This is a genomic window from Brachybacterium sp. JB7, assembly GCF_003335205.1.
Taxonomy (GTDB): Bacteria; Actinomycetota; Actinomycetes; order Actinomycetales; family Dermabacteraceae; genus Brachybacterium; species Brachybacterium alimentarium.
Map to the genome: position 1 here is coordinate 449,433 of NZ_QPGN01000002.1, position 26,990 is coordinate 476,422.

Genomic DNA, 26,990 nt, shown 5'->3' on the forward strand with positions numbered 1-26,990 from the left:
TGGGAGGGGTGGTGGGAGGAAGCGAGGGGACGGGATCAGTCGAGCAGCTCCCCGGCCAGGCGCTCGACCTGCAGACCGGTGCGGTAGCTCTCCAACCACGTGGCGTGCCCGGCCATACCGGCCTCGTCGGGCTGGAGCGTGCTGAGCTCCTGCGAGGCGAAGACCTCCTCGGACAGGAAGCTGCTGAGAGAGGTCGGTGCAGACCCGTCGGCCGCAGCCGTGCGAGCGGTGTAGGCCGCGAGCAGCGCCATGCCCCACGAGCCGCCCTCCCCGGCGGATTCGCCGACGGCGACCGGGGTCGCGAGGGCATCGGCCAGCACCTGCTGGGCGATGCCGCGGGTGCGGAAGATGCCGCCGTGGGCGTACATGACGTCCAGCTGCACGCCCTCGTCCTTGAGCAGCGCCTCCATGCCCACCGCGAGCGCCCCGAAGGCGCCGTAGAGCTGGGAGCGCATGAAGTTCTCGAGGGTGAAGCGGGCCTCCTGCTCGCGCACCAGCAGAGGCCGACCGGAGGGCACGTCGGTCTGATGCTCGCCGGAGACGTAGTTGTAGCTCAGCACGCCGCCGGCGTCGGCCTCGCCGTCGGCCCCCGCCCCGAAGAGGGTGCTGTAGAGCTCCTCGGGATCGGCGGGGCGGCCCAGCATTTCGGCGAAGCGACCGAAGATGCCCAGCCACGCGTCGAGGTCGCTGGTGCAGTTGTTCGTGTGGATCATCGCGACCGGATCGCCTGACGGCGTCGTGACCAGGTCGATCTCTTCGCGCGGGCCGGACAGCGGACCCTCCAGCACCACCATCGCGAAGGCGCTTGTGCCGGCCGAGACGTTGCCGGTGCGCGGATCCACCGCCTGGGTGGCGACCATGCCCGTGCCGGCATCGCCCTCGGGGGCGGCGGCGACGGCGCCGGACCGCAGCGCGCCGGAGGGATCCAGCAGCGCGGCGCCCTCGGCGGTCAGGGAGCCGGCGTCCTGCCCGGCCACGAGCACCTCGGGGAGGATGTCCGGCAGGTTCCACGGGACGTCGGCGACCTCGTCGAGCCCCGCGAAGCGCTCGAGCAGCTCGGGGTCGAAGGCATCGCCGGACGCGGCCAGCGGGAACATGCCGCTCGCGTCCCCGGCGCCGAGCACCTGGCGGCCGGTGAGCTGCCAGTGGACGTAGCCGGCGAGCGTGGTGAGGTGAGCGATCCGCGGCACGTGCTCCTCGCCGCCCAGGATGGCGTGGAGCAGGTGGGAGACGCTCCATCGCAGCGGGATGTTGAGCTCGAGGGTGCGGCTGAGCAGTGCGGAGGCGTCCGCCGTGTAGGTGTTCCGCCAGGTGCGGAAGGGCGCGAGCTGCTCGCCCTCGGCATCGAAGGCCAGGTAGCCGTGCATCATGGCGGAGATGCCGATGCTCGCCAGGCCCGTGAGCTCGACGCCGTGGCGTTCGCGCACGTCACGGACGAGATCCGCGTAGCAGTCCTGGATCCCGGACCATGCGTTCGAGAGCGAGTAGGTCCAGCTCTCGTCGGAGAACTCGTTCTCCCAGGCGTGCGATCCGGTGGCGAGAACGGCACCGGAGTCGTCGATGAGGGCGGCCTTGATGCGGGTCGAGCCGAGCTCGAGGCCGAGGTGGGGACGGCCGGCCTCGAGAAGGGCGGCCGCGCCTGCGGCGGTGTGGTCTGCTGAGGACACGTCGGCGTGCGTCATGCCCCCATCCCACCAGCTCCCGGACGCGATGTCAACGTTCACATTGCGGGCGCGCCGACACGGATCAGGGGCGGATCAGGACCGGACCAGAAGCGGATCAGGAGCGGGTCGGGGCCGGCCGGGGACTCACCAGGCTCGGCCCGACGCGTCAGTGGGTGCGCTCGGGCCGAGTGGAACGACGCACGACGAGCCGCGGCGGCAGCGTGCTGGGCGTGCCGGGCGGCAGCTCCGTCCCCTCGAGCAGGTGCAGCAGCCGCTCCAGGGCGAGTCGGCCCAGCTCGGCGAAGGGTTGGGCGACCGTGGTCAGGGACGGCACCTGGAACTCCGCCCCGAGCGTGTTGTCGAAGCCGACCACGGCGCAGTCCTCCGGGACCCGGATCCGATGCTCGTGCAGGGCGTGGAGCACCCCGATCGCCATCATGTCGTTCGCTGCGAAGATTGCCTCGGGCAATCCGTCCCTGACCAGGGCGTTGGTGAGCTCGTAGCCGGAGCGCGGGGTCCAGTCCCCGGGGCCCACGACGGCGCCGTCGAGCCCGTGCAGCGCGATCGCCTCCTCGAAGCCCTCCTGGCGGGAGCGGGCGTCGAACCAGTCCTGCGGGCCGGCGGCGTGCACCACGGAGCGGACGCCCGTGCGGGCGAGGTGCTCGATGACCTGCCGTGCCCCGAGCCGCTGGTCCACGCCGACCACTTCGATGCCCTGCATCTGCAGCGAGCGGGCCGCGACGGCGACGACGGGGGTCGAGCGCGCCGCCGTGGAGACGGCCGGGACCATGCCCTCGTGGGCGGCGACGACGAGGATCCCGTCGGCGCCGGAGCCCAGCAGCTCCCCGCCCACCTCGCGCCCGGCGCCGTCCTCCGCGCCGACCGTCGTCAGCAGCACGGAGTAGCCGGCCCTGCGCGCCGCCGATTCGATCGCGGTGGTGGTCTCCGTCGGGCCGAACAGCGCCGAACCGTCGGTGAGCATGCCGATCAACGATGAACGGGTGGTCTTCAGGGCGCGTGCGGCGCGGTTACGGGTGTAGCCGAGCTCGCTGATCGCCTCGCGCACCCGGGAGCGGGTGGCGGGCTTGACGATGTCCGGCTCGTTGAGCACCCGGGAAACGGTCTGGTACGAGACGCCGGAGCGCGCGGCGACGTCCGCCATGGAGGGGCGGCGGGAAGAGACGTCCATGCCTCTGCTCCTTCCCGGACGTTCTGACGGTCCTGGGGGTCCTGGGGTTCGTGGGTGGCCCTGGGAATCGTGGGTGACCCGACGGGGTGGTCCAGGACGGGTCGGGTGCGTCATGACCTGCGGAATCGTTTCACAGCAGGTCAGGGACCACCAAGGAACCGACCAGTGGTAAGCCGTTGCCGACTTGTGACCCGCAGGACGTGATTTGGTTGACATCTTCGGTGATGTGAACGTTAGCATTCGGGGCGTCCCACGCCACCGATGGCGTGCGGACCATGGACACCGGCCCACCGGGTCCGGGCATCAGCCGACCTCGAGTCGGCTCCACAGCGGGCGACGGCGTCCGCGGGGATGCGCGGCACCACGGGTCGTCCCCTGCTGCAGGGCGCAGACGGTGATTTCGAGGAGGAAAGACCACATGACCATGCATAACCGCAGAACCTTCATGCTCGGAGCGACCGCCACGGCGGCCGCACTCGGACTGGCCGCCTGCGGCGGCGAGGGCGCCGGATCCGGCGGTCCCGACACCGACGCGGCTCCCAGCGAGCAGACCGTCGGCGTCGCGATGCCGACGCAGACCTACGAGCGCTGGGTCGCCGACGGCAACAACATCAAGGAGGGCCTGGAGGACAAGGGCTTCACGGTCGACATGCAGTACGCCGAGGACGACATCCCCACGCAGCAGCAGCAGATCGATCAGATGGTCAACGCGGGCGTGAGCGTCCTGCTGATCGCCTCGATCGACGGCGCCTCGCTCTCCTCGCAGCTCGATGCGGCAGCTGCCGCGAACATCCCGGTCATCGCCTATGACCGCCTGCTCACGGACAACGAGAACGTCGACTTCTACGTCACCTTCGACAACTACAAGGTGGGCGTGAACCAGGCCAATGCGCTGATGTACGGCCTGGGCCTGCTGGACGAGAAGTTCGAGGCGGCCGACGACGCGCCGGAGGGCCCGCTGAACGTCGAGCTGTTCGCCGGCTCCCTGGACGACAACAACGCCCACCTGTTCTGGCAGGGCGCGATCGACACCCTCCAGCCGTACTTCGACGACGGCACGCTCGTGGTGCTGTCCAAGCAGACGGACATCGATCAGGCCGCCACCCAGCGCTGGGAGCAGGAGACCGCTCAGAAGCGGATGGAGAACCTGCTGACCACGCACTACAACGGCGGCGAGGAGCTGTCCGGGGTGCTCGCTCCGGCGGATCCGCTGTCGCGCGGCATCATCAACGCGCTGCAGAACGCGGGCCTCGGCCCGACGATCGAGGAAGGCCTGCCCATCGTCACGGGGCAGGACGCCGAGATCGCCTCGATCAAGCTGATCGCCGACGGCGTGCAGTCCTCGACCATCTTCAAGGACACCCGCAACCTCGCCGACCAGGCCATCGTCGCCGCGGAGTCCATCCTCAACGGCGACGACCCCGAGGCCAACGACACCGAGACCTACGACAACGGCGAGAAGGTCGTGCCGTCGTACCTGCTCGAGGTGCAGATGGTGCTGGAGGACAACTACGAGGAGATCATGGTCGACTCCGGGTACTACACGGAGGAGCAGGTCGAAGCTGGCCAGCTCTGAGCGGCCGCACGCAGCAGAATCCCGGTGGGTCCCGGCGCGCGCGAGACCGCGGCGCCGGGGCCCCAGCCCGAAGGAGGGCCCCTTGACCGAACACATCCTCGAGATGCGGTCCATCACCAAGAGATTCCCCGGCGTCGTCGCCCTCAAGGACGTGTCCCTGACGGTCGACGCCGGCGAGATCCATGCGATCTGCGGCGAGAACGGCGCGGGCAAGTCCACGCTCATGAAGGTGCTCTCCGGTGTCGAGCCGGCCGGCACCTATGAGGGCGAGATCCACTTCCGCGGTCGTCCCGTCAGCTTCGCGACCATCAACGACTCCGAGGCCGAGGGCATCGTGATCATCCACCAGGAGCTCGCCCTGGTGCCCCACCTGTCGATCGCCGAGAACATCTTCCTCGGCAACGAGCAGACCAAGGGGGGCGTGATCAGCTGGCACGAGACCAATGCGCGCGCCGCCGAGCTGCTCGAGCGCGTCGGCCTGAAGGAGAAGCCCGTCACGCCGGTGGGCCAGCTGGGCGTGGGCAAGCAGCAGCTGGTCGAGATCGCGAAGGCGCTCACCAAGAACGTGAGCCTGCTGATCCTCGACGAGCCGACGGCGGCGCTGAACGACGACGACTCCGAGCACCTGCTGAACCTCATCCGCGGACTGCGCGACGAAGGCGTCACCAGCATCATCATCAGCCACAAGCTGGGGGAGATCGCTGCCGTCGCCGACGCCACGACGGTCATCCGCGACGGGTCGACCATCGAGACGATCGACATGGACGTCCCGGTCGATCAGAAGCGCACCCTCATCCCGCGCATCATCAAGGGCATGGTGGGGCGCGACATCGACAACCTCTACCCGGAGCGCAGCGCCGAGATCGGCGAGGAGATCTTCCGGATCGAGGACTGGCACGTCAACCATCCCACCCAGCCCGGCCGCACGGTCGTCGACGGAGCGGCGCTGAACGTGCGCGCCGGCGAGGTCGTCGGCATCGCGGGCCTCATGGGTGCTGGACGCACCGAGCTCGCGATGAGCGTGTTCGGCCGCTCCTACGGCCGCGACATCAGCGGCACCGCGTACGTGCACGGCAAGCCGGTGCAGATGCACACGGTCGCCGACGCGATCAACGCGGGCATCGCGTACGTCTCCGAGGATCGCAAGCGCTACGGGCTGAACCTGATCCAGGACATCCGCACCAACGTCACCGCGGCGTCCCTGCGCAAGATCACCACCGGCGGCTGGATCAACGGCAACGAGGAGATCGCGGTCGCCGAGCGCTACCGCTCCTCGTTGAACATCAAGACGCCGACGGTGATGGCCCCGGTCGGGAAGCTCTCCGGAGGAAACCAGCAGAAGGTGGTGCTCAGCAAGTGGCTGTACACCGAGCCCGATCTGCTGATCCTCGACGAGCCCACCCGCGGCGTCGACGTCGGCGCGAAGTTCGAGATCTACTCGATCATCAACGAGCTCGCCGAGGCCGGCAAGGCGATCATCGTCATCTCCTCGGAGCTGCCCGAGGTCCTCGGGCTCTCCGATCGCATCTACACATTGTCCGCAGGCCGCATCACCGGTGAGGTCGCCGTGCAGGACGCCACGCAGGAGCACCTCATGGAGCTCATGACCATGGAGAGGGAGTGAGCGCGCCTCATGGCGGGAACTTCTGACATCAAAGAACTCCTGACGCGGAACATGCGTCAGAGCGGCATCTACGTCGCATTCGTGTTCATCATCGTGCTGTTCACGATCCTGACGAACGGTGCCCTGCTGAGCCCGGGCAACCTCACGAACCTGGTGCTGCAGTACTCCTACATCCTGATCCTCGCGATCGGCATGGTGCTGATCATCGTGGCCGGGCACATCGACCTGTCGGTGGGCTCCGTGGTCGCGCTGACCGGCGGCGTCGCTGCCGTCGTGGTGATCGGCCACGGCATGCCCTGGTGGCTCGGCGTCCTCGCGGCGCTGGGCACCGGCGTGCTGGTGGGGCTGTGGCAGGGCTTCTGGGTGGCCTACGTGGGCATCCCGGCCTTCATCGTCACCCTCGCGGGCATGCTCATCTTCCGCGGGCTGACCATGCAGGTGCTGGGCAACGTCTCGCTCTCCCCGTTCCCCAAGGAGTACCAGTACATCTCCGGCGGGTTCCTCAACGGGATCTTCGGCGGCAACGGGTACGACGCCTTCACGCTGTTCCTGGGGGCGGCGCTGATCGTGGTGTTCGTGATCCAGCAGTACCGGGGGCGTCTGGCGAAGCTGAAGTACAAGCAGCAGGTCGAGGCGTTCCCGCTGTTCTGGCTCAAGAACGCCGCAGTGGCCGTCGTGGTCATGGCCTTCGCCTGGCAGCTCGCGCATTCGCGCGGACTCCCGGTGGTGCTGATCCTGCTGGCCGCCCTCGTGCTCATCTACGGCTTCGTCAGCCAGCGGACGATCTTCGGCCGACACATCTACGCGATGGGCGGCAACCTCCAGGCCGCGCAGCTCTCGGGCGTGAAGACCCGCCGGGTGAACATGCTCCTGTTCGTGAACATGGGCCTGCTCTCCGCGATCGCGGGCATCGTCTACTCGGCCCGTTCCAACAGCGCCCAGCCGGGCGCCGGCAACATGTTCGAGCTCGACGCGATCGCGGCCGCCTTCATCGGCGGCGCGGCGGTGACCGGTGGTGTGGGCAAGGTCCACGGCGCCATCATCGGCGGTCTGATCATGGCCGTCATGTCCAACGGCATGCAGATCATGGGCATCGACCAGTCCACCCAGTCGGTCGTGCGCGGCGTCGTGCTGCTCGTGGCCGTCGCCTTCGACGTCTGGAACAAGAAGCGCTCCGCGACCGGAGCGTGATCCGCGAGCCCGCCTGACGGGCTGCGGCGCACGGCGCCCTGGGCATCTCCGCAGAGATGCCCAGGGCGCCGTCGTGCATCGTCGGCCCCGTGTTGGCCCCGTGTCGGCGCCATTGTCGGCCCCGCTGCGCGGTCACGCCGCGTGACCTGCGGGAGCGTCGCGCGGGAAAGCGTCCGGCGCTTTTCCGTCGGCGACCGGCTGGGAGTCGCCGGGGGTGACGGCGAGGAGGACGGCCGGGGTGTTGACGCTCACATTACAACGATGTAAATTCAGGGCACCATCACGATCCGACGACATGCGGGCGGTGATCGTCGGCGGCATGCACCGCGGCGACCGCGCCCCACCACGAAGAGGTGGACACGATGACGCTTGGTTCTTCACGCGCCGGGGCCCTGGGCCCCCGGCCGGCTGCCCCGGGGGCTCACCCGGGAGCGGCCCGCGCGCGCGCGCCGCCGTCGGCCGACGACGCTCATCATGCAGGAGGCGCGCCCCGCGCGCTCGGAGGCCCGGTGCGCTGTCCGGCTGCGCGGGCACCGCCGCCCGCGCCGCCGATGACATCGCGTTCTGGCATCTGCTCTCGGGTCCCGACGGCGTGACCATGGGCGAGATGCTCGACGGCTACATGGCCACCGACGGCGCCCCGACGGTCACCCAGACCGTCCTGGCCTGGGGCGCCCCGTACTACACGAAGCTCGCGATGGCCTCCGCCGGCGGCCGCGCGCCGGACCTGGCGATCATGCATGCGGCGCGAGTCCCCGGCTACGCCCCGGGCGGTCTGCTCGACGAATGGGACCTGGACCTGTTCGGCGAGTTCGGTGTCGCCAAGGAGGATTTCCCGGAGCTGATCTGGGAGAAGATGGTGGTCGACGGCAAGCTCACGGCGATCGCCCTGGACTCCCACCCGTTCGTCCTCTACTACAACACCGACATCGCCGAGGCCGCCGGAGTGCTCGGCAGCGATGGCCTGCTCCTGCCCACCGACAACCCCGAGGACTTCCGCGAGCTCGCCCTCGAGCTCGGCGCGAAGGCCCCCAGCGGGTACGGGCTGTCCTGGGGCTACCTCGGGGACGGCTCGAACCAGTGGCGCATGTTCTCCACCTACTACTCCCAGCTCGGCGGCACGATCGACCTGCCGATCGGCGGGAAGATGGAGTACCAGGAGGAGATCGTCATCCAGGCGATCGAATGGATCCTCTCGCTCATCGACGGCGAGGTCGGCAATCCCGGCCATGACGGCGGCACGGCGATCTCCGAATTCGCCACCGGCGGTTCCGGCGCCTTCTACGGCGGCGTCTGGGAGTCGGGGAGCTACCGCAACGAGGGCGTGCCCTTCGACATGACGATGGTCCCCGGAGTCTTCGGGGAGCCCGTCGCGTACGCCGATTCCCACGCCTTCGTGCTGCCCCACCAGATGACCCCGGACGAGGACCGCCGTCGCAACGTGCACGCGGCGGTCGCCTATCTGCTCAAGAACTCGATCACCTGGGCCGGGGCGGGGCACATCCCGGCCTACTCCCCGGTGATCGAGGACCCGGCCTACGCCGATCTGGTCCCGCAGTCGCACTACGCGGATGCGGTCGACCATCTCGTCTACGACCCGCCGGCCTGGTTCACCGGCTCCGGCAGCGACTTCCACACCTACTTCGGCAACGACATGCAGAACGTCTGGGCCCGGCGCACCGACCCCCTTGAGGGCTGGAACGCGTTCGTCGCCCGGATCAACGCCCTGCTGCTCAAGCCGACCCCGATGTGATCGCCGTGCGACACCACCTCCCCGCGCCCGCCGCACCCGGGCTGCCCCGTCCGTCCGTCGAAGGAGACGACCGATGACCACCGCCGAGGGCCTCGCCGGCCCCACCCGGGACACCGCCCCGGCCGACCATCTCTCCGCCGGGCGCGCCCGCCGACGCCGCGCCGACAACCTGCGCGGCTGGCTCTACTGCTCGCCGTTCCTCGTCGCCTTCCTCCTGTTCCTCATCTGGCCCACCGTCTACGGGCTGTGGATGAGCTTCACCGGCACCAGCCTGGCTGGCACCAACACCGGATTCGTGGGACTGGCGAACTGGAAGGAGGCCCTCGGGGACCCGGAGGTGTGGAGCTCGCTGGGCAACACCGCCTGGTTCACGATCCTCTCGACCATCCCCCTGGTGCTGGTCGCCATGCTGCTCGCCGTGCTGGTGAACATCGGCCTACCCGGTCAGTGGTTCTGGCGGCTCTCGTTCTTCCTGCCGTTCCTGCTGGCCTCGACCGTGGTCTCGCAGTTCTGGAACTGGATGTACAACCCCCAGCTGGGCCTGATCAACACGTTCCTGGGCTGGTTCGGGATCACCGGGCCCGCCTGGCTGCAGGATCCCAGCACCGCCATGATCTCGGTGGTCATCACCACCGTGTGGTGGACCGTCGGCTTCAACTTCCTGCTCTACCTCGCCGCTCTGCAGAACATCCCCGACCAGCTCTACGAGGCGGCGTCGCTCGACGGCGCCGGCGGATGGCGGAAGTTCCTCTCGATCACCCTGCCCCAGCTGGCCCCGACCACGGTGCTGGTGCTCGTGCTGCAGCTGCTGGCCTCGCTGAAGGTCTTCGACCAGATCTATCAGATGACCTCTGGCGGGCCCGGTGGCAGCACCCGTTCGATCCTGGTCTACATCTACGAGGCCGGTTTCACCGGATATCGCCTGGGCTACGCCTCGGCGATCTCCTACATCTTCTTCTTCCTGATTCTCATCGTCTCGATCGCCTACATGGTGATCTCGTCCCGACGGAGTGTGAAGGCATGAGCGCCGCGACCCCCACCAGTCCCGCCCTCGGCACCAGCGTGCCCGCGGTGAAGGCTCCCGCGGTGAGCCTGAGCGTCACCCGGCGCTGGAAGAAGCCCACCCCGCCCGCATCATCGCCTTCGTGATCCTCGCCGTGCTGGCGCTGTCCTGGCTGGTCCCGGTGCTGTGGGCCGCGCTGACCTCGCTCAAGACGGAGGCCGAGGCGGCGGCGATGCCGGTCTCGATCATCCCCGACAGCGGCTTCACCCTGAAGGCCTACGCGAACGTCCTCTCCGAGGGCCTGGTGCCGCGCTGGGCCTGGAACAGCCTGATCACCTCGGCGGCGGTCACCGCGATCACCGTGACCATCTCGGCGCTCGCCGGCTACGCCCTCTCGCGGCTGCGGTTCGCGGGCCGCACGATGCTGATCTCCCTGATCATCGCGTCGATCATGATCCCCGGCCAGATCCTCATCGTGCCCCTGTTCCAGCTCATGCTCTCGCTGAACCTGGTGGACACCTTGTGGGGCATCATCCTGCCGCAGGTGGTCGCGGCCCCGATGGTGTTCATCCTCAAGAAGTTCTTCGACCAGATCCCCTTCGAGCTCGAGGAGGCCGCGCTGATGGACGGCGCGAGCCGCTTCCGGATCTTCCGGTCGATCGTCCTTCCCCTGTCCCGGCCGATCCTCGGCGCGGTCGCGATCTTCGTGTTCATCGGGGCGTGGAACAACTTCCTGTGGCCGTTCATCGTCGTCAACGACGCGAACCTCATGACGCTGCCGACGGGCCTGCAGACGGTGATCAGCGCCTATGGCATCCAGTACGCGCAGAACATGGCCCAGGCCGTGCTCGCCGCACTGCCCCTGATCGTGGTGTTCATGTTCTTCCAGCGCCAGATCATCAAGGGCATCGCGACCACCGGTATCGCCGGCACCTGACCCGGTCGGTCCGGCCGCGCCAGCTCCCACCTGCACACCGGGACGGCATGGCGGGCACTCAACGGGCCCCGACGGGCCCCGACGCGGACGTGCTCAGCGCGCGTAGGTGACGATCCGGTAACGCAACCCGTTCGCGGCCTCGTGCCAGCCTGCGGTCGGATCGGTAGTGGCCGCGTAGAAGTGGTCCGGCACGTCGGGGGCGGTGGTGTCCCCGTCGACCTCGAGGTCGATCTCGGTGACGACCAGCAGGTCCGCGTCGCCGATCGCCTCGCGGTAGATGGAGCCGCCGCCGATCACCCAGATCGTCGGGTGGGGCCCGTCCGGGCCGTGCGAACCCTCGGCGCTGCCGGTCGCCGCATCGGCCCCGTCGGCCTGCGCACCCAGGGCGCCGTGAGCGATCCGCAGCGCCTCGGTCAGGTCACGCGCCCGCACGGCCCCCTCGTCGGTGAAGGAGTCGTCCCGCGTGATGACGATGTTCGTCCGTCCGGGCAGCGGGCGGAACTTCGCTGGGAACGACTGCCAGGTGCGTCGGCCCATCACCACGGGCGAGCCCTTGGTGGTGCGCGAGAAATGCTTCAGGTCCTCGGGCAGGTGCCAGGGCATGGTGCCGCCAGCGCCGATCACGCCGCCGCGGGCCTGCGCCCAGATCAGCCCGATGCGGGAGGGGCTCTGCACCATCAGACGGCCACCGGGGCCTTGATGCCCTTGTGGTGCTGGTAGTTCTCGATCTCGAAGTCCTCGAGCTCGTAGTCCAGGATCGACTCCGGCCGGCGTGTGATCCGCAGCGTCGGGTACGGGAAGGGGTCGCGCGAGAGCTGACGGGTCACCTGCTCGACGTGGTTGTCATAGATGTGGCAGTCGCCGCCGGTCCACACGAAGTCGCCCACCTCGAGATCGGTCTGCTGGGCGATCATGTGCGTGAGCAGGGCGTAGCTGGCGATGTTGAAGGGCACGCCGAGGAACAGGTCGGCGCTGCGCTGGTACAGCTGGCAGGAGAGCTTGCCGTCGTGCACCTCGAACTGGAACAGCGCATGGCAGGGGGCGAGCGCCATCTGCGGGATGTCGGCCGGATTCCAGGCGGAGACCAGCAGGCGCCGTGAGTCGGGGTGGGTGCGGATCTGCTCGACGACGTCGCTGATCTGGTCGATCACGCCGCCCTCGGGGGTGGGCCAGGAGCGCCACTGCGCACCGTAGACCGGGCCGAGATCGCCGTTCTCGTCGGCCCATTCGTCCCAGATGCTCACCCCGCGCTCCTGCAGCCAGCGCACGTTGGTGTCGCCGCGCAGGAACCACAGCAGCTCGAGGATGATCGAGCGGGTGTGCACGCGCTTCGTGGTGATCAGCGGGAAGCCCTGGGCGAGGTCGAAGCGGATCTGCTTGCCGAACAGGCTGCGGGTGCCGGTGCCGGTGCGGTCGCCCTTGGCGTTGCCGGTCTCCATGACCTCGCGCAGGAGGTCCTCGTACGGGGTCGGGATGGTCACGGGGCGTGCTCCTCGAGGTCGGAGGTGGTTGGTGCGGTCAGTGCTGACGCTGCGTCCGGTGCGGACGACGCGACCGACGCGGCGGTGCTCGCCGTCGCCGGCCCCGTCGACTCGCGGATCACCAGCGAGTACGGGGTGTCCAGGATCCGGGGCGGGCCGTCGTGCCCCTGGATGCGCTCGGTCAGCAGATCCAGTGCCGTCGCGGCGAGGGAATGCTTGTCCGGCGAGATCGTGGTCAGCGGCGGCGAGGCGAACGGGGCGTCCGGGGTGTCGTCGTAGCCGACCACGGCGATGTCCTCCGGCACTCGCCGGCCGAGGCGACGCAGCTGGGCGAGGACTCCGATCGCGAGGTCGTCGTTGCCGCAGACGATCGCGTCGAGGTCCGGCCGCCTGGCCATGAGCTCGGCCGCCCCGGAGAAGCCGTCGTGGCGATGCCAGTCGGCGACCGCCTGCACGAGATCCTCCTCGGGGGCGACCCCGTGCTGCCGCAGTGCGGCGCGGTACCCGTCGCGGCGGAGATTGCCCGAGCTGTGGGGCTGCAGGCCGTGCCTGGTGGCGATCGCGCCGAGGAACGCGATGCGGCGTCGGCCCGTGTCGAGCAGATGCGTCGTCGCCTCGAAGGCCGCAGCGACGTTGTCGATCCGCACGTAATCGCTGCCCTGGGGAAGCTTCTCGGGAAGATGCTCGCCGATGAAGACCGTGGGCTGCGTGGTCCGCTCCATGCGGGCGAACACGTCCTCCTCGATCAGCAGCGGATTGAAGATCACGCCGTCGCCGACCACCCGATTGAAGCCCTCGAGCACGGTGCGCTCGGCCTCGCGGCCGCCGGAGGTGGAGTGCAGGACGACGGTCTGGCCGCGCAGCTGGGCCTCGTCGATGAACTGCTGGGCGAGATCGGAGAAGTAGGAGAACGTCAGTGCCGGCACCGCGAGGGTGACCATCTTGGAGGCGCCGGTGCGCAGCTGCTGGGCCGCGACCTGCGGACGGTAGCCGACCTGCAGGATCGCTTCGCGCACCTTCTCGCGGGTCGAGTCCTTCACGTGGGGGTAGTCGTTGACGACGTTGGAGACCGTCTTGATCGAGACGCCCGCGAGGTCGGCGACGTCGCGCAGCGCCGGAGGGCGCTTGCGGCCGGTCGAGGGGTGCAGGGGCATGCGGTCGATTCTTGCACTGAAGGCCGCGCAAGGGCACGGATGAGCGGGAGCGGAGGGATCGACGCCACCCGCCTCGCGCCGCCTCGTGCGTCCGCGGCGCGCCCTCCGCCGCGGCCCAGGCCGGCGCGGGCCGTTGACGCGGGGGCCGGGCTGTGGAAAGCTGGTTTGCAACGTTGTAGAACTGGTCGTCGCACAGTCGCGCACGAACCGGTGCCCCTCCCCGATAAGGACGCCGACACCGATGTCTTCGCACGTCACCCTGACTTTGAACCCCGCCTTCCGCGTCGCCCCCGTGCGTCGCCGCACCTTCGGCGCCTTCGTCGAGCACCTCGGCCGCTGCGTGTACACGGGAATCCACGAACCGGGCCATCCGTCGGCCGACGCCGACGGCTTCCGCACCGACGTCCTCGAGCTCACCCGCGAGCTCGGCGTGAGCTCCGTGCGCTACCCGGGCGGGAACTTCGTCTCCGGCTACCGCTGGGAGGACGGTGTGGGCCCGGTCGACGAGCGTCCCGTGCGCCACGACCTGGCCTGGCACTCGAGCGACCCCAACACCGTGGGTCTGGACGAGTTCATGACCTGGGCGCGGAAGGCCGGCGTCGAGCCGATGTACGCGGTCAACCTCGGCACGCGCGGCGTGCAGGAGGCCCTCGACGTGCTCGAGTACGCCAACGCTCCCGTCGGCACCCATCTCTCCGACCAGCGCGTGGCCAACACCGGTGCCTCCGAGTCCCACGACATCCGTCTGTGGTGCCTGGGCAACGAGATGGACGGCCCCTGGCAGATCGGCCACAAGAACGCGGAGGAGTACGCCCGAGTCGCGACCGAGACCGCCCGCGCCATGCGCATGGAGGATCCCGACCTGGAGCTGATCGCCTGCGGGTCCTCGAACGCGCAGATGGAGACCTTCGCGGCCTGGGAGAACACAGTCCTCACCGAGGCGTACGACGTCGTGGACATGATCTCGGCCCACGTCTACTACTCGGAGAAGGACGGCGACCAGGCGTCCTTCCTCGCCTCGGCCGACGACATGGACTACTTCATCGACTCCGTCGTCGCCACCGCGGATCACGTGCGCGCGAAGCTCAAGCGCGACAAGCGCATCATGATCAGCTTCGACGAGTGGAACGTCTGGTACCAGCACCGCGCCGAGTCCCGCCCGCCCAGCGGCGACGACTGGCCCGTCGCCCCGGTGCTGCTCGAGGACATCTACTCCGCGATGGACGCCGTGGTCTTCGGCAACCTGCTGATCTCGCTGCTGCGGCACAGCGACCGCGTCGCCTCCGCGTCGCTCGCCCAGCTGGTCAATGTGATCGCCCCGATCATGACCGAGCCCGGCGGTCGCGCCTGGAAGCAGAGCACCTTCCATCCCTTCGCGCTCACCTCCCGCTTCGCGAAGGGTGAGGTGCTGCAGGTCAACGTCGAGGCTCCGACCTTCGAGAACCAGCGTTTCGGCACCAGTGCGTCGGCCGACGCCGTCGCCACCTGGGACGAGGAGTCCGGGGACCTCGCACTGTTCGTCGTGAACCGCGACGCCTCCGGGATGCTCGACCTCGGCGTGGACCTCGCCGCCTTCGGCGACCTCGAGCTCGTCGAGGCCCTCACCCTGCACCACGAGGACCCGTACGCCGCGAACTCGGCCGACGCCCCCGACACCGTCGCCCCGCAGCCGAACTCCTCGGTCGCGCTCGACGGCGGGCGCCTGACCGGCGAGCTGCCCTCGATCTCCTGGACCCTGGTCCGCCTCGCGCGCGCCGCCGCCTGATCGGCGCCCGTCATCATCACCGCCACGTCCGCCTCTCGTCCTGCAGGAGATTCTCGTGACCACCCCCTCTCGTGACCTCGCCACCGGGCTGGTCTCCGCGCTGAGCGCGACCACCACCGGGACCGGCCCCGGCACCTCGACCGGCCCTGGCAGCGCCCCGACCGACGGCCCCGCCCGCGTGGTGATCGACCTGGATCTGCCCGGAGCCACGATCAGCCGGCATCTCTACGGCCATTTCGCCGAGCACCTGGGCCGCTGCATCTACGAGGGGTTCTTCGTCGGCGAGGACTCGCCGATCCCGAACACCCGCGGCATCCGCGACGACGTGGTCGCCGCTCTGCGCGCCCTGCGGATCCCGAACCTGCGCTGGCCCGGCGGATGCTTCGCGGACGACTACCACTGGAAGGATGGCATCGGCCCGCGCGAGGAGCGCCCACGGATGGTGAACTCCCATTGGGGCGACATCGTCGAGGACAACTCCTTCGGCACCCATGAGTTCATGGACCTCGTGGAGCTGCTGGACACCGAGGCGTACGTCAACGGGAACGTCGGCTCCGGCACCGTGGCCGAGATGAGCGAGTGGATCGAGTACCTCACCCGGGCGGACGATTCGCCGATGGCCTCGCTGCGCCGCGAGAACGGACGTGACGAGCCGTGGAAGGTCCCGTTCTTCGGCATCGGCAACGAGGCCTGGGGCTGCGGCGGAAACATGCGCGCCGAGGACTATGCGGCCCTCGCCCGTCAGTACTCCACGTACGTGCGCGACCAGGGCGGCGACCCAGGAAATACGGTCACCCGCATCGCCGCCGGCGCCAGCGACGACGACTTCGCCTGGACCGAGGCGCTCATGCGTGGGGTGAAGAACCTCGAGAGTCGGGACGGCGAGGCCGGCCCCTACCAGGCGATCTCGATGCACTACTACACGATGTCCGGCCCCTGGGAGGACAAGGGGAGCGCCACGGAGTTCAGCCAGGAGGAGTGGTACCGCACGCTCTCCCGCGCGGCGCGCGCCGAGGAGCTCGTGGCGCGCCACTCCACCGTGATGGACCACTACGACCCGCACAAGAAGGTGGGTCTGGTGTTCGACGAGTGGGGCACCTGGTGGAACGTCGAGCCCGGCACGAATCCCGGCTTCCTGTACCAGCAGAACACCGTGCGCGACGCCCTGGTCGCCTCGATCCATTTCGACGGCTTCCATCGTCACGCGGATCGCCTGATCATGGCCAACATCGCCCAGACCGTGAACGTGCTGCAGGCGATGATCCTCACCGATCCGGAGTCGGGCGCTCTCGTGCTCACCCCGACGTACCACGTGTTCGCGATGAACGCCGGGCACCAGGACGCCCGCGCGCTCGCCGCCCACGTGCTGCTGCCGGAGGAGCCCGCCGAGGTCGACGGGCGCGCCCTGCCGATGATCTCCGCCTCAGCATCCACCACCGGCGCGACGGCCCTGGTCTCGCTGTCCAACCTCGATGCGGCCGAGCCCCGCACCCTCGTGCTCGACCTGCGCGGACGCCCCGTCACCGGCCACACCGCACGCGTCCTCACCGGTGCGAGCTCCGCCGCGCACAACACGCCCGAGCAGCCCGATGCGGTCGCCCCGGCCGAGCTCGCGGACGTGCGCGAGCTCGAGCAGGAGGGTCGTCTCGAGGTCACCCTGCCCCCGCACTCCTTCGCGACCGTGGAGCTGCAGCTGGGGGAGTGACGCCGTGCGCGGCCGCGGCCGCCCGCAGCGCTCCGGCAGGTGCGGTCAGGAGAGCGCCGGCTCCTTCGTCGAGCCGTCGGCCGGGGTCGATGTGGGGGCGGAGTGCGCGGCCGACGCCAGCCCGTCGGGCTCGTCGGTCCCCTCGGCATCGGTCCCCTGGTCGGCCGCGAGCTGCTCGGGGGTGCGACGCCGGATGAACAGCGTGACCACCGCAGCGCCCAGCCCGGCCACCGCGCCGAGGGCGAAGCAGACCTTGAAGGCGGTCACGGTCGGCAGCTCGGTGCCGCCCAGGGTGGTGGTGATCGAGGTGAGCACGATGGCCATCACGGCGCCCGCGATGGTGGTGCCCATGGAGCGCATGAGCGCGTTCACGCCCACTCCGGCACCGGCTTCGGAGGCCGGTGAGTTCTCCATGATCAGCGTGGGCATCGCGGCGTAGGCGATGCCGACGCCCGCGGAGGAGATGCAGGAGGCGAGCATCAGCTGCCACGGCGCAGCGGTGAGGAAGAAGGCGACACCGTACCCGCTGGCCAGCACGAACATGCCTGTGGCCAGGGTGACGCGGCCGCCGAAGGCGGTGAGCATGCGGCTGGAGATCGGGGTGAAGGCGAGCATCATGAGCCCTGCCGGGGCCATCCAGAGTCCGGCCTGCAGCATCGTCTGGCCGAGCCCGTAGCCGGTGGCGTCCGGGGCCTGGAGCAGCTGCGGGACGACGATCGACTGCGCCATCATCCCGAAACCGGCCATGAGGGCCGCGATGTTGGTCAGCAGGATGGGTCGCCGCGCGGTGGTGCGCAGGTCGACCAGCGGGTTCTCCTGGGCCACCTCGAAGCGGCCCCACAGCAGGAGCACCACGACGCCGCCGATGATCGCGCCGAGGGTCGCGGGGCTGGTCCAGCCCCAGTCGTTGCCCTTGGAGACGCCCACCAGCAGGGCCACCACACCGATCGCCATGCCGAGGGCGCCGATCACGTCGAGCTTCCCGGACTGCGCCGCGGGGCGGTGCGGCATGACCACCAGGGTCGAGACCACCATGATCGCCGCGAGGGCGCTGGCCAGCCAGAACAGGGCGTGCCAGTCGTAGGACTGGGCGATCCAGGCCGCGATGGGCAGGCCGAGCGCGCCGCCCACGCCGAGCGTGGCGCTGATCCCGGCGACGGCAGTGTTGCGCAGGTGCGGGGGCATCACCTCGCGCACGAAGCTGATCGCGACCGGGATGTAGCCCATCGCGAAGCCCTGCAGCGCGCGCCCCACCAGGACCGGCGCGAGGGAGTCTCCCAGGGCGCAGATCAGGGAGCCCACCAGCAGGATCAGGGCCGAGCCGACCAGTACGGGCTTGCGGCCCTTGAGGTCGGCGAGCTTCCCCGAGACCGGCATCGCGACGCCGCCGGCGAGCAGGGTCGCCGTCACCACCCAGGCGGCGTTGGCTCCCGATGTGCCGAGCATGCGGGGGAGTTCGGGCTGGATCGGGATCACGAGGGACTGCATGAGCGCCGCGCACAGGCTCGAGAAGCCCGCGACGAGCAGGATCAGGACGGGGCGGCGGGCGCTGCCGCGGGCTGTCACGGCGTCGGCATCTCTGGTCATCAGCACCTTCTGGATCACGTCAGGGGGTGCAATGTGTAAGATACACATTGCTTCGATGTGCAGATTACATAGCTAGTGTCGGGCTCACAACCTGGTGAGACGGAGAGAACGAGATGGACGAATCTGACGCCCTCGTGGACATGACGACCACCGAACGGGGCAGGCGCCTGGCCGGAATGTTCTGGAGGCTCGATCGGTACCGCCGCGCGCACGAGCAGGCCATGGCGCTCGGGACGGCTGATCTCCGCATCCTGTGGTTGTTCTCGGACAACGCGCCGCGCACGCTCAAGGAGGTCGCGCACGAGCTCGGCCTCGAGCAGTCCACCGTCAATCGGCAGGTGAACGGTGCGGTCGCCGAAGGTCTGCTGGCGCGGGACCGGGAGCCCGGCGAGTCCGCCTACCGGTTCTCGCGGACCGATGCTGGACGCGACGCCTTCGAGGCGGACGTCGCGATCTCCCTGGGCGGCTACGGCGCAGCCTTGGAGGACTTGGGCGACGCGGATGCGGCGACGTTCCTGCTGCTGATGGACCGCTACCTGGCTGCCTATGGGGCGGCCGCCCCGCCGCGAGGCGAGACCGAGCGGACCTGGACATGAAGGACGAGAAGAAGCCCCTGAGCGGCCGCACCACGATCGGACAGTGGCTCGCGAGCCCTGTCGGGGGACCGTCAGCACCCTCCTCGGACCGCTTCGCCGGTCGCACGATCGTGGTCACCGGAGCCGCCTCCGGCATCGGTCGGGCCACCGCCCGCAGGATCCTCGCCGAGGGTGGTCGCGTCGTCGCGGTCGACCTCACCGAGGACGCCCTCACCGCGCTCGCCGAGGCGTATCCCGAGGGTGCCGTGGTCCCGGTGACTGCGGACCTCACCACCCCCGAAGGCCTCGACGCGATCGTCGCCGCGGCAGGCGGCACGGTGCACGGCCTCGCCAACGTCGCGGGTATCACCGACGGGCACCGCCCCCTCCACGAGACCGGCGACGACGTGTGGGGACGGGTCATGGCGGTCAACGTCGACGGCCCCTTCCGTCTGATGCGTGCGCTGGTGCCCGGGATGCTCGAGGCGGGCAGCGGCGCGATCGTGAACGTCGCCTCCGAGGCCGCGCTGCGCGGAGGCGCCGCCGGCACCGCCTACACCGTCTCCAAGCATGCCGTCGTCGGCCTCACCCGCAGCGCCGCGTTCCTCTACGCGCCGCAAGGGATCCGTGTGAACGCCGTCGCCCCCGGGCCGGTGGCCACCGGGATCGAGGGCGCCTTCGCCTCCGAGTTCTCCCAGGCCCGCCTCGGTCCGTTCCTCGGCATGATCCCGCCGGTCGCCGACGCGGACACCCTTGCCGCCTCCATCGCGTGGATGCTCAGCGACGACTCCCGCAACGTCAACGGCGTCGTGCTGCCGTCCGACGGCGGCTGGTCGGTGCAGTGAGCGGCGCTGTCACGACGCACTCCGGCACGACGCCCTTTCCGCACGACGAGCACCCGCACGACGAAGGAGCCACGATGACCCAGGCCGATACCGCACGCCCGGACGAGGGCATGCTGCAGGACGTCCCCATGGCCCGTGAGGAACGCTGCCCGTTCGATCCGCCGCCGGCCGGACGCTCGCTGCAGGCCGAGGGCCCGATCACCCGGGTGCGCCTCGCCGACGGCAGCACTCCCTGGTACGTCACCCGGTACGCCGAGGGGCGCAAGCTCCTCCTGGATCCGCGGCTGAGCTCGGACGCCTCCCGACCCGGATATCCCCACGCCTCCGCGAGCGCCGCCCGCGCCGTCGCGGAGGCAGAGGCGGCCCAGAAGGCAGAGGACCCTGAGGAGAGCGGCGGCACCAGGAACCACGGACTGGGCTTCATCCTCATGGACGACCCCGAGCACGCCCGCCTGCGCCGCATGGTCACGGCGCCCTTCGCGGTCAAGCGCATGGACGCCATGCGGCCGACGGTGCAGCAGATCGCCGATGACCTCCTGGAGGCGATGCTGGCGAAGGAGGGCCCCGTCGACCTCGTGGACGAGTTCGCCCTGCCGCTGCCGTCGCTCGTGATCTGCCTCCTGCTCGGCGTCCCCTACGACCAGCACGACTTCTTCCAGCACCACTCCAGGCTGATCGTGCATCGCGACGCGACCCCCGAGCAGCGCCACGGCGCGATGACGGAGCTCGGCCAGTACATGGGAGAGCTCCTCCAGGAGAAGATGCGGCACCCGGAGGAGGACATCTTCTCCGACCTCGGCGAGCGCGTGCGGGCCGGCGAGATCGAGGCCGCCGATGCCGTGCAGATGGGCATCCTGCTCCTGGTGGCCGGGCACGAGACCACCGCGAACATGATCGCGCTCGGCACCACGGCGCTGCTGGCGCATCCGGAGGAGGCGGACCGCCTGCGCGATGAGCCCGACCCTGCGCTGGTGGCGTCGGCCGTCGAGGAGCTGCTGCGCTTCCTGACCATCACCCACGATGGGCGCAAGCGCGTGGCGACCGAGGACATCGAGATCGCCGGGGTCACGATCGCCGCCGGCGAGGGCGTCATCATCGCGACCGACCTCGCGAACTGGGACGAGCAGATGTTCCCGGACCCCGACACCCTCGACCTGGGCCGCAATCCCCGCCGGCACATGGGCTTCGGCTTCGGGATCCACCAGTGCCTGGGCCAGAACCTCGCGCGCATGGAGCTCCAGGTCGTCTACCCGACCCTGCTGGCGCGCATCCCCACCCTGCGCCTGGCCACGGAGATCTCGGACATCCCGTTCAAGCACGACGCCACCATCTACGGCGTCCACAGCCTGCCCGTCACCTGGTGACGAGACCAGCAGTGCGGTCGCGGCGTCCTCGCGATCAGCGCGCCCCCATGGCCGTGCAGGGGCCCGACGCACCGCTGATCCCAGCAGGTGGACGCTGTGCGCTGAATCACCACGTGGGAAGGAAACGCGAATAAGCTTTCCGGATGTTCTCGAATCTCTCGGCCGGCGCACTCGGCCTTCCCCTGGACCACACCACCTCGATCGACCTCGCGGCGAAGCACGGCTTCGGCGGCGTCGACCCGGACCTCGGATACTTCCGCTCGCTCGGCAGCACCACGGCGGTCGCCGAGCACGCCGCCGCCGTGCGCGATAAGGGCCTGGAATGGGGCATGACCGGGCTGCCCGTCCCGCTGGACGGCTCCGCGGCCGAGTTCCGCCAGGCACTCGTCGACCTCCCGGAGGCCCTCGAGCTGCTCACCGCCGCGGGGGTCACCCGCGTGGGCACCTGGATGCGGCCGATGCACGACGACCTGGACTACCTGCGCAACTGGCGCCTGCACGTGGGGCGTCTGGCGCTGGTCGCCGAGCTGCTGGCCGACGCCGGCCTGCGCATCGGCCTGGAGTACATCGGGCCCAAGACCTTCTGGTCCACCGAGCGCTTCCCGTTCATCCATTCCCTGCGCGAGGCACGCGAGCTGATCGCGGATTCCGGCGCCACCAACGTCGGGATCATCCTGGACAGCTACCACTGGTACACGGCCGGGGAGAGCGCCGCGGACCTCGCGGGCCTCACCGATGCCGACATCGTCTCGGTGGACATCAACGACGCGCGCGCCGACCGCGAGCGCGATGAGCAGCAGGACCTCGACCGCCGCCTGCCCTACGACACCGGGGTCATCGACCTCGAGGGCTTCATGGGCGCCGTCCACGCGGCCGGCTACAGCGGTCCGGTGAAGGTCGAGCCGTTCATGAAGTCCCTCGCCGAGCAGCCGGTCGACGAGGTCCTCGCCGACATCTCAGCGCGGCTGGATCGCGCCGTCGCGGGAGCGTGATCCGTCCGGGGCGGGGCCCCGCGCGGCGAGGGCGCGCAGCACGATCGGCGTGAGCAGCTCGGCGACGATCTCGGCGACGGTGATCGCACCGTCGACCGTGAAGTGCGTGTTGTCCTCGATCCCGTCGGGGTAGAGGACGCTGGCCCCGGCGGGGAGCTGTGTGAACAGGCGCCGTGAGGGCTCCTCGCCGAGGGATTCGATGAGTTCGCGGGTCCGGGCGTTCAGGTCCAGCAGGGGCACGCCCCGGCGCTCCGCGAGGGCGATGACGGCCGCGGGATACTCGCCGTGGGTGTGCAGCAGCGCACCGTCGGCGTAGTGGCGACGGGCGACCGGGGTGCACAGCACCGGGAGCGCTCCGAGCGCTCGCACCTCGGCCACCATCCGGTCCAGCGCCGCGGTGTATCCGCCCCAGGGGTCGAGGTGCTCGTGCTTGGGATCGTTGTGGCCGAACTGGATTACGACGACGTCCCCGGGGCCGGCCGCATCGAGCACCCCCGCCCACAGGCCGTCCTCGCGGTGGCTCTGCGTCGAGGCGCCGTTCTTGGCGAGGTCGACCACGTGCACCGGGCCGACGTCGGGTGCGGAGGCGACGACCGGAGCTGTCAGCGCGGCCCCCAGATGCGCACCCCAACCGCACATCGGGTACGCGGTCGCCACATACGGCGCGACGGTCGAGTCCCCGGCGAGGACCACGCGCAGCGTTCGCGCCCGGGAGCTCATGGGGCTCACGGGGATCACGCGGGCATCGCCGCGATGATCCCGGCGACCTCGTCGGCGCTGACCAGATGATCCAGCACGGCGGCCCGGACCCTCACCTCGAGCGAGTCGTCGGCGGGGATGTCCCGCTGCTGCGACCACGCCAGGCTCGTGCCGACGCCGACGTAGTCCATGACCCGCACGAACCACGGATCGATCCGCCCCTGGATCGCCTCGTCCTGGACCAGCAGCAGGCTCGTCCAGTCCTCGCCGTGGCGTCGGCTGACCACGATGAACTCGCTGGTGGAGCCGTGGGCGATGGATTCTCCTCGGCCGCCCTCGACCAGGATGCGGGTCTCGTCCGCAGTGGGCAGGCGCCAGAACAGACCGCCGTAGCCGGCGCCCAGCCGGCCGCGGGTGGCGGGGCTGTTCAGGTGCAGCGCCCCGGAATCCGCCTCGAGGCGGCTGTGCCACGACAGGCCCCATCCTCGGTGCTCGGGCAGCAGGAACGCGCCGGTCCGACGATGCTCGAGCAGCACGTCCGACCCGTCGTGAGTGCGCCACCGCACCTCGGCGTGCAGGTCACGGCCGTTCTCGGTGAGCTCCTCCGCGAGCGACTCCTGGCGGCCCTGGTTGGCCAGGAGCGTCGGCCCCTGGCCCTCGACATAGGTGCGGCCGCCCCAGTAGGTGGTGCCGTTGACGTCGGGGAGCGCGAGCGACACCCCGAAATGGTGGCGATGGTCGACCGGGTTGGTGACCGTCATCGCGTGGCCGGCGAGCGAGCGCACGGGGTGCAGGTGGGGTCTCGGGCTGTGCACCGGGGCCATCGACGCTCCGGTCAGCGCCGCGGAGAGCAGCACCCCTCCGTGCATCAGGGTCCAGTCGCGCCCCTCCCGCACCCATCCCAGCGGCTTGTCCTCGAGCGCGACGGCGTCGGCCGCGGTGCGTGCGGGACGGGTCGACGCGGCCGGGATCCGCGAGGGCGGGACCCTCCCGGTGCTGTCGCCCCGCAGGATCTGCGGCTCGAGCAGCACGCGGCGGGTGCTCTCCGCAGCGGACGAGCCCTCGGCCTCTGAGTCCTTGGAGCCCGATCCCTCGATGCGGCTGCGCAGGAGGCCCCACGCGACCGCTCCGGCGTCGAGCTCCTCCTGGGCGACCGTGGTCAGGCTCGGCACCGCGAAGCGGGTCAGCGTGATGCCGTCGAAGCCGGTGACGGACAGATCGCCGGGCACGTCGACGCCGAACTCGTTCAGCCGCGCGAGCAGCCCGAAGGCCGCGAGGTCGTTGAACGCCAGCGCCGCCGTGGCACCGGAGTCCAGCACCTGCTCGGCCACCCGGTAGCCGTCGGCCATCGACGAGCCGCCGTGGATCGAGCGCAGCGAGAGCGACGGGTCGGCGTCGGCCAGGGCGTTCAGCGCCCGGAGCCGCTCCCGGTTCGCGGAGCTGCGAGGCGGCCCGGCCACGTACAGCAGGTCCCGGTGGCCGAAGCCCGCGAGATGGGCCACCAGCTGGCTCATGCCGGCCGCGTAGTCGATGCCGACCGACGCGATGCGGGGGTGGGCCGAGCGACGGTTGACGAGCACGACGGGCGAGATCTGCTCGACCAGGTCGTCCAGTGCGAGATCGTCCATGCGCGGCGAGACCAGCACCACCGCATCGCACCGCCGGCGGGCGTCCCGGGCGATGGCCGCCTCGCGCTCGGGCGAGGGGGCCTCGGCGACGAGCACGCTGTAGCCGTCGGCCTCGGCGGCGCGGGACAGGCTGCGCAGGATGGTCTGGAACATGGGATTGCCGAGATCGGGGATGACCAGGGCGATCGTGAGGGTGCGGCCGGTGGAGAGATAGCGGGCCGTGAGGTTCGGGCGGTACTGCAGCCTGTCGGCGGCCTCCCTGACGCGCACCCCGATCGACGGGTCCACGCTGGGGCGGCCGTTGAGCACCCGGGACACGGTGGCGCGCGAGACCCCCGCGGCCTCCGCGACCTGCGTGATCGTCGGTCCTCCGCCGGCTCGAGCCATCAGGCCTCACGTCCCTCTCGTCGTACGGTCACCGGGCCGAAGTGTGCCCGGCGCTCGGAGAGATCATGACTCATCGGGGAGTCGACGGTCGCGAACAGCCCGATCTCGGCGCCGATCCAGTGCCCCTTGGTCGCCTGCCAGTCTGACAGCAGCACGTCCTGCTGCCCGATCTCCGCCCCGGATGCAGCGAAGGAGACCCGTCCTTCCGCGTCGACCGTGAGGTGCAGGCGCACCTCTGCCTCCGCCCCGGGATCCGCGCTGAGCAGGCGGTGCGTGGAGAGGACCTCGTCGGCGCCGTCGGCCGCCATGGTGGCGTGCGCGAGCGCGATGCCGTCGGCGTCGCGCCACAGTCCCGCCCAGGCGTAGGACGAGCCCAGGACGACGACTCCCGCCCGCTCGATGCCGATCGCGGCGGAGGTCGCGACGCCGGGCAGGCTCAGCTCGACCGTCCAGTCCGAGGGCTGTCCCGGCAGCTGCTGGCAGAGGATCGCGCCCTGGTCCCGCAGGTCACCGCGGGGGCTGGGCGCGAAGGCGAGGTCCAGACGTCCGGTGCCGGTGCGCCACCAGTGCGGTTGCGGATTGGCCTGCCAGTGCCAGCGGGGGTGGAGCTGCGCGGAACGGAAGTCGTCGGAGCGCCGGGGTTCGCGGTAGAGGGCATCGGGGGCGTCCTCGTCGGCACCGGCACCGGCACCGGCAGCGGCATCGCCCTCGAGCGGGGGCACGACGGCGACCGGTCGGCCCCGGACATCGTCGATGCGCTCGCCCAGGTGCGGCCAGCCCTCGGCGTCGAACTGCACCGGCTGCACATGGGTGACCCGGCCGAACACCCCGCGGTCCTGGAAGTGCACGAACCACCACCCGCCGGCGGGGTCGTCCACGAGCGCGCCCTGATGGGGACCGTTGACGGGGGTCGAATCCTGCTCGAGCACGATCCGATGCTCGTAGGGGCCGCGCAGGTCACGGGAGCGGAACACCAGCTGATAGCCGTCGGCCACCCCGCCTGCGGGCGCGTAGATCCAGTACCAGCCGTCGTGCCGGTACGCCTTGGGGCCCTCGAGCGTGAGCATGTCGGGGATGGCCGCTCCGTCGATGATGATCTGCGAGGTCGACAGGGGAGCGGTGAGGTCGGGGGTGACCTCGAGCAGCGAGAGCCGGTTCTTGACGCGGGCTCGTGAGCGGGCCCAGCCGTGCACGAGATACGCCCGTCCGTCGTCGTCCCACAGCGGGCACGGATCGATCACGCCGTGCCCGGGAAGCAGGAGCCGCGGCGCGCTCCACGGGCCGGCGGGATGCGGGGCGTCGAGCACGAAGATCCCGTGATCGGGGTCGGGGTAGACGAGGAAGAAGGTGCCCTCGTGCTCACGCAGCGATGGCGCCCAGACCCCGCTGCCGCGACGGGGGAGCGCGTAGTGCTCCGCCGGGACCAGGGCGGGCAGCGCGTTGGTGACGTGCTCCCAGTCCACCAGGTTCGTCGAGCGCAGCACCGGGAGCCCCGGGGCGCGCTGGAAGCTCGAGGCGATCATCCAGAACTCGTCGCCCACGCGGATCACGTCGGGGTCGGGCCAGTCCGCATCGAGGACGGGGTTCGCGCGATGCTCCACGAGGTCTCCTCCGGGTCGGGGTGCTGAGTGTCGGCGCGCCGGATCCGGAGACCGCGGAGCGACAGCGGGGAACCGGTTTCTCCCGGCCGAGATCAGACAGTACCAGGGGCTCCGACGGGGTGGTCCGGGACGACTGTGGACGACGGGCGCCGCGAGCGCTCCAGCGAGACCGAACTGTGATGTGGCTCTGACCTGCATGCATGAATGGGAGCGCGGCGTCCGTGGGTGTCTGGGCTGCGGCGGATCTCGACGAAGTCGTTGACAGCCGTC

20 protein-coding genes and 1 pseudogene are annotated in these 26,990 nt (G+C 70.2%); 12 read left to right on the forward strand and 9 right to left on the reverse strand.

The genetic code is table 11. From position 1 onward, the window contains the following. Nucleotides 1–35 precede the first annotated feature (35 nt). Both CIK81_RS04325 and CIK81_RS04330 read right to left on the reverse strand, forming a co-directional pair. Complete coding sequence (locus CIK81_RS04325; protein ID WP_114355416.1) at nucleotides 36–1,682, reverse strand: xylulokinase; 1,647 nt, start codon at nucleotides 1,680–1,682, stop codon at nucleotides 36–38. Between the two features lie 148 nt (nucleotides 1,683–1,830). After that, nucleotides 1,831–2,853 carry a LacI family DNA-binding transcriptional regulator gene (locus tag CIK81_RS04330; protein ID WP_096164564.1) on the reverse strand — a complete coding sequence of 341 codons (1,023 nt, stop codon included), beginning with the start codon at nucleotides 2,851–2,853 and terminating at the stop codon, nucleotides 1,831–1,833. A gap of 424 nt (nucleotides 2,854–3,277) precedes the next feature. On the opposite strand from CIK81_RS04330, the gene chvE reads away from it, so the two are divergent. The 6 genes and pseudogenes from chvE (at nucleotide 3,278) to CIK81_RS04360 (ending at nucleotide 10,937) form a co-directional block, all read left to right on the forward strand. Further along, nucleotides 3,278–4,429 carry a multiple monosaccharide ABC transporter substrate-binding protein gene (gene chvE / locus CIK81_RS04335; RefSeq protein ID WP_096164575.1) on the forward strand — a complete coding sequence of 384 codons (1,152 nt, stop codon included), beginning with the start codon at nucleotides 3,278–3,280 and terminating at the stop codon, nucleotides 4,427–4,429. Between the two features lie 82 nt (nucleotides 4,430–4,511). Further along, nucleotides 4,512–6,053 carry a multiple monosaccharide ABC transporter ATP-binding protein gene (gene mmsA, locus CIK81_RS04340; RefSeq protein WP_114304989.1) on the forward strand — a complete coding sequence of 514 codons (1,542 nt, stop codon included), beginning with the start codon at nucleotides 4,512–4,514 and terminating at the stop codon, nucleotides 6,051–6,053. Nucleotides 6,054–6,062: 9 nt separating this feature from the next. After that, nucleotides 6,063–7,244: a multiple monosaccharide ABC transporter permease gene (mmsB, locus tag CIK81_RS04345; protein ID WP_096164562.1), complete on the forward strand. Its 1,182-nt coding sequence runs from the start codon at nucleotides 6,063–6,065 to the stop codon at nucleotides 7,242–7,244. Between the two features lie 598 nt (nucleotides 7,245–7,842). Continuing rightward, nucleotides 7,843–8,997, forward strand: a complete 1,155-nt coding sequence (locus tag CIK81_RS04350; RefSeq protein WP_241963956.1) for an extracellular solute-binding protein — start codon at nucleotides 7,843–7,845, stop codon at nucleotides 8,995–8,997. A 73-nt stretch (nucleotides 8,998–9,070) separates the two neighbouring features. Further along, nucleotides 9,071–10,021, forward strand: coding sequence for a carbohydrate ABC transporter permease (locus tag CIK81_RS04355; RefSeq protein ID WP_096164561.1), 951 nt, complete (start codon nucleotides 9,071–9,073; stop codon nucleotides 10,019–10,021). Further along, nucleotides 10,018–10,937 (forward strand): annotated as a pseudogene (locus tag CIK81_RS04360) (carbohydrate ABC transporter permease). The gene CIK81_RS04355 and the pseudogene CIK81_RS04360 overlap by 4 nt, the downstream one beginning before the upstream one ends. Nucleotides 10,938–11,030: 93 nt before the next feature. On the opposite strand, the gene CIK81_RS04365 reads toward CIK81_RS04360, so the two are convergent. Genes CIK81_RS04365 through CIK81_RS04375 form a run of 3 tightly spaced genes read right to left on the reverse strand, consistent with a single transcriptional unit; the run spans nucleotide 11,031 to nucleotide 13,572 of the window. Next, nucleotides 11,031–11,615, reverse strand: coding sequence for a dihydrofolate reductase (locus CIK81_RS04365; protein WP_096164559.1), 585 nt, complete (start codon nucleotides 11,613–11,615; stop codon nucleotides 11,031–11,033). Continuing rightward, nucleotides 11,615–12,418 (reverse strand): thymidylate synthase, encoded by an 804-nt coding sequence (locus tag CIK81_RS04370; RefSeq protein ID WP_096164558.1) that lies wholly within the window; start codon nucleotides 12,416–12,418, stop codon nucleotides 11,615–11,617. The genes CIK81_RS04365 and CIK81_RS04370 overlap by 1 nt, the downstream gene beginning before the upstream one ends. After that, nucleotides 12,415–13,572, reverse strand: a complete 1,158-nt coding sequence (locus CIK81_RS04375; protein WP_096164557.1) for a LacI family DNA-binding transcriptional regulator — start codon at nucleotides 13,570–13,572, stop codon at nucleotides 12,415–12,417. Before CIK81_RS04375 ends, CIK81_RS04370 begins: the two co-directional genes overlap by 4 nt. A gap of 241 nt (nucleotides 13,573–13,813) precedes the next feature. Here CIK81_RS04375 and CIK81_RS04380 point away from each other — a divergent pair, with 241 nt between their 5' ends. Both CIK81_RS04380 and CIK81_RS04385 read left to right on the forward strand, forming a co-directional pair. Further along, a complete protein-coding gene (locus CIK81_RS04380; RefSeq protein WP_114355417.1) occupies nucleotides 13,814–15,337 on the forward strand; it encodes an alpha-N-arabinofuranosidase in 1,524 nt (507 codons plus the stop codon). Between the two features lie 55 nt (nucleotides 15,338–15,392). Further along, the gene (locus tag CIK81_RS04385) at nucleotides 15,393–17,042 is read left to right on the forward strand and encodes an alpha-N-arabinofuranosidase (RefSeq protein WP_275937289.1); all 1,650 of its coding nucleotides are present in this window, start codon (nucleotides 15,393–15,395) and stop codon (nucleotides 17,040–17,042) included. Between the two features lie 45 nt (nucleotides 17,043–17,087). Here CIK81_RS04385 and CIK81_RS04390 read toward each other — a convergent pair whose 3' ends face one another. Beyond that, a complete protein-coding gene (locus CIK81_RS04390; RefSeq protein ID WP_114355449.1) occupies nucleotides 17,088–18,629 on the reverse strand; it encodes an MFS transporter in 1,542 nt (513 codons plus the stop codon). Nucleotides 18,630–18,742: 113 nt separating this feature from the next. Here CIK81_RS04390 and CIK81_RS04395 point away from each other — a divergent pair, with 113 nt between their 5' ends. The 4 genes from CIK81_RS04395 (at nucleotide 18,743) to CIK81_RS04410 (ending at nucleotide 22,405) form a co-directional block, all read left to right on the forward strand. Then, nucleotides 18,743–19,225: a MarR family winged helix-turn-helix transcriptional regulator gene (locus CIK81_RS04395; RefSeq protein WP_199586260.1), complete on the forward strand. Its 483-nt coding sequence runs from the start codon at nucleotides 18,743–18,745 to the stop codon at nucleotides 19,223–19,225. After that, on the forward strand, nucleotides 19,222–20,049 hold the full coding sequence (locus CIK81_RS04400; protein ID WP_114355419.1) for an SDR family NAD(P)-dependent oxidoreductase: 828 nt from the start codon (nucleotides 19,222–19,224) through the stop codon (nucleotides 20,047–20,049). The genes CIK81_RS04395 and CIK81_RS04400 overlap by 4 nt, the downstream gene beginning before the upstream one ends. A 74-nt stretch (nucleotides 20,050–20,123) precedes the next feature. Then, the gene (locus CIK81_RS04405; RefSeq protein WP_114355420.1) at nucleotides 20,124–21,413 is read left to right on the forward strand and encodes a cytochrome P450; all 1,290 of its coding nucleotides are present in this window, start codon (nucleotides 20,124–20,126) and stop codon (nucleotides 21,411–21,413) included. Between the two features lie 143 nt (nucleotides 21,414–21,556). Continuing rightward, a complete protein-coding gene (locus CIK81_RS04410) occupies nucleotides 21,557–22,405 on the forward strand; it encodes a sugar phosphate isomerase/epimerase (protein WP_114355421.1) in 849 nt (282 codons plus the stop codon). On the opposite strand, the gene CIK81_RS04415 is transcribed toward CIK81_RS04410, so the two are convergent. From CIK81_RS04415 to CIK81_RS04425, 3 genes are read right to left on the reverse strand one after another with little or no spacing between them, the layout of a single operon-like run. Further along, a complete protein-coding gene (locus tag CIK81_RS04415; RefSeq protein WP_114355451.1) occupies nucleotides 22,370–23,125 on the reverse strand; it encodes a rhamnogalacturonan acetylesterase in 756 nt (251 codons plus the stop codon). The genes CIK81_RS04410 and CIK81_RS04415 overlap by 36 nt on opposite strands. Nucleotides 23,126–23,139: 14 nt before the next feature. Further along, nucleotides 23,140–25,119 carry a DUF6807 family protein gene (locus CIK81_RS04420; protein ID WP_114355422.1) on the reverse strand — a complete coding sequence of 660 codons (1,980 nt, stop codon included), beginning with the start codon at nucleotides 25,117–25,119 and terminating at the stop codon, nucleotides 23,140–23,142. Continuing rightward, nucleotides 25,119–26,720, reverse strand: coding sequence for a glycoside hydrolase 43 family protein (locus tag CIK81_RS04425; RefSeq protein WP_114355423.1), 1,602 nt, complete (start codon nucleotides 26,718–26,720; stop codon nucleotides 25,119–25,121). The genes CIK81_RS04420 and CIK81_RS04425 overlap by 1 nt, the downstream gene beginning before the upstream one ends. Nucleotides 26,721–26,990 lie beyond the last annotated feature (270 nt).

Bases quoted from the DNA above. Each gene is read 5' to 3' on its own strand.
- CIK81_RS04325 (WP_114355416.1), bottom strand. From the start codon at position 1,682: ATGACGCACGCCGACGTGTCCTCAGCAGACCACACCGCCGCAGGCGCG.
- CIK81_RS04330 (WP_096164564.1), bottom strand. From the start codon at position 2,853: ATGGACGTCTCTTCCCGCCGCCCCTCCATGGCGGACGTCGCCGCGCGC.
- chvE (WP_096164575.1), top strand. From the start codon at position 3,278: ATGCATAACCGCAGAACCTTCATGCTCGGAGCGACCGCCACGGCGGCC.
- mmsB (WP_096164562.1), top strand. From the start codon at position 6,063: ATGGCGGGAACTTCTGACATCAAAGAACTCCTGACGCGGAACATGCGT.
- CIK81_RS04350 (WP_241963956.1), top strand. From the start codon at position 7,843: ATGGGCGAGATGCTCGACGGCTACATGGCCACCGACGGCGCCCCGACG.
- CIK81_RS04355 (WP_096164561.1), top strand. From the start codon at position 9,071: ATGACCACCGCCGAGGGCCTCGCCGGCCCCACCCGGGACACCGCCCCG.
- CIK81_RS04365 (WP_096164559.1), bottom strand. From the start codon at position 11,615: ATGGTGCAGAGCCCCTCCCGCATCGGGCTGATCTGGGCGCAGGCCCGC.
- CIK81_RS04375 (WP_096164557.1), bottom strand. From the start codon at position 13,572: ATGCCCCTGCACCCCTCGACCGGCCGCAAGCGCCCTCCGGCGCTGCGC.
- CIK81_RS04380 (WP_114355417.1), top strand. From the start codon at position 13,814: ATGTCTTCGCACGTCACCCTGACTTTGAACCCCGCCTTCCGCGTCGCC.
- CIK81_RS04390 (WP_114355449.1), bottom strand. From the start codon at position 18,629: ATGACCAGAGATGCCGACGCCGTGACAGCCCGCGGCAGCGCCCGCCGC.
- CIK81_RS04395 (WP_199586260.1), top strand. From the start codon at position 18,743: ATGGACGAATCTGACGCCCTCGTGGACATGACGACCACCGAACGGGGC.
- CIK81_RS04400 (WP_114355419.1), top strand. From the start codon at position 19,222: ATGAAGGACGAGAAGAAGCCCCTGAGCGGCCGCACCACGATCGGACAG.
- CIK81_RS04405 (WP_114355420.1), top strand. From the start codon at position 20,124: ATGACCCAGGCCGATACCGCACGCCCGGACGAGGGCATGCTGCAGGAC.
- CIK81_RS04410 (WP_114355421.1), top strand. From the start codon at position 21,557: ATGTTCTCGAATCTCTCGGCCGGCGCACTCGGCCTTCCCCTGGACCAC.
- CIK81_RS04415 (WP_114355451.1), bottom strand. From the start codon at position 23,125: ATGAGCTCCCGGGCGCGAACGCTGCGCGTGGTCCTCGCCGGGGACTCG.
- CIK81_RS04420 (WP_114355422.1), bottom strand. From the start codon at position 25,119: ATGGCTCGAGCCGGCGGAGGACCGACGATCACGCAGGTCGCGGAGGCC.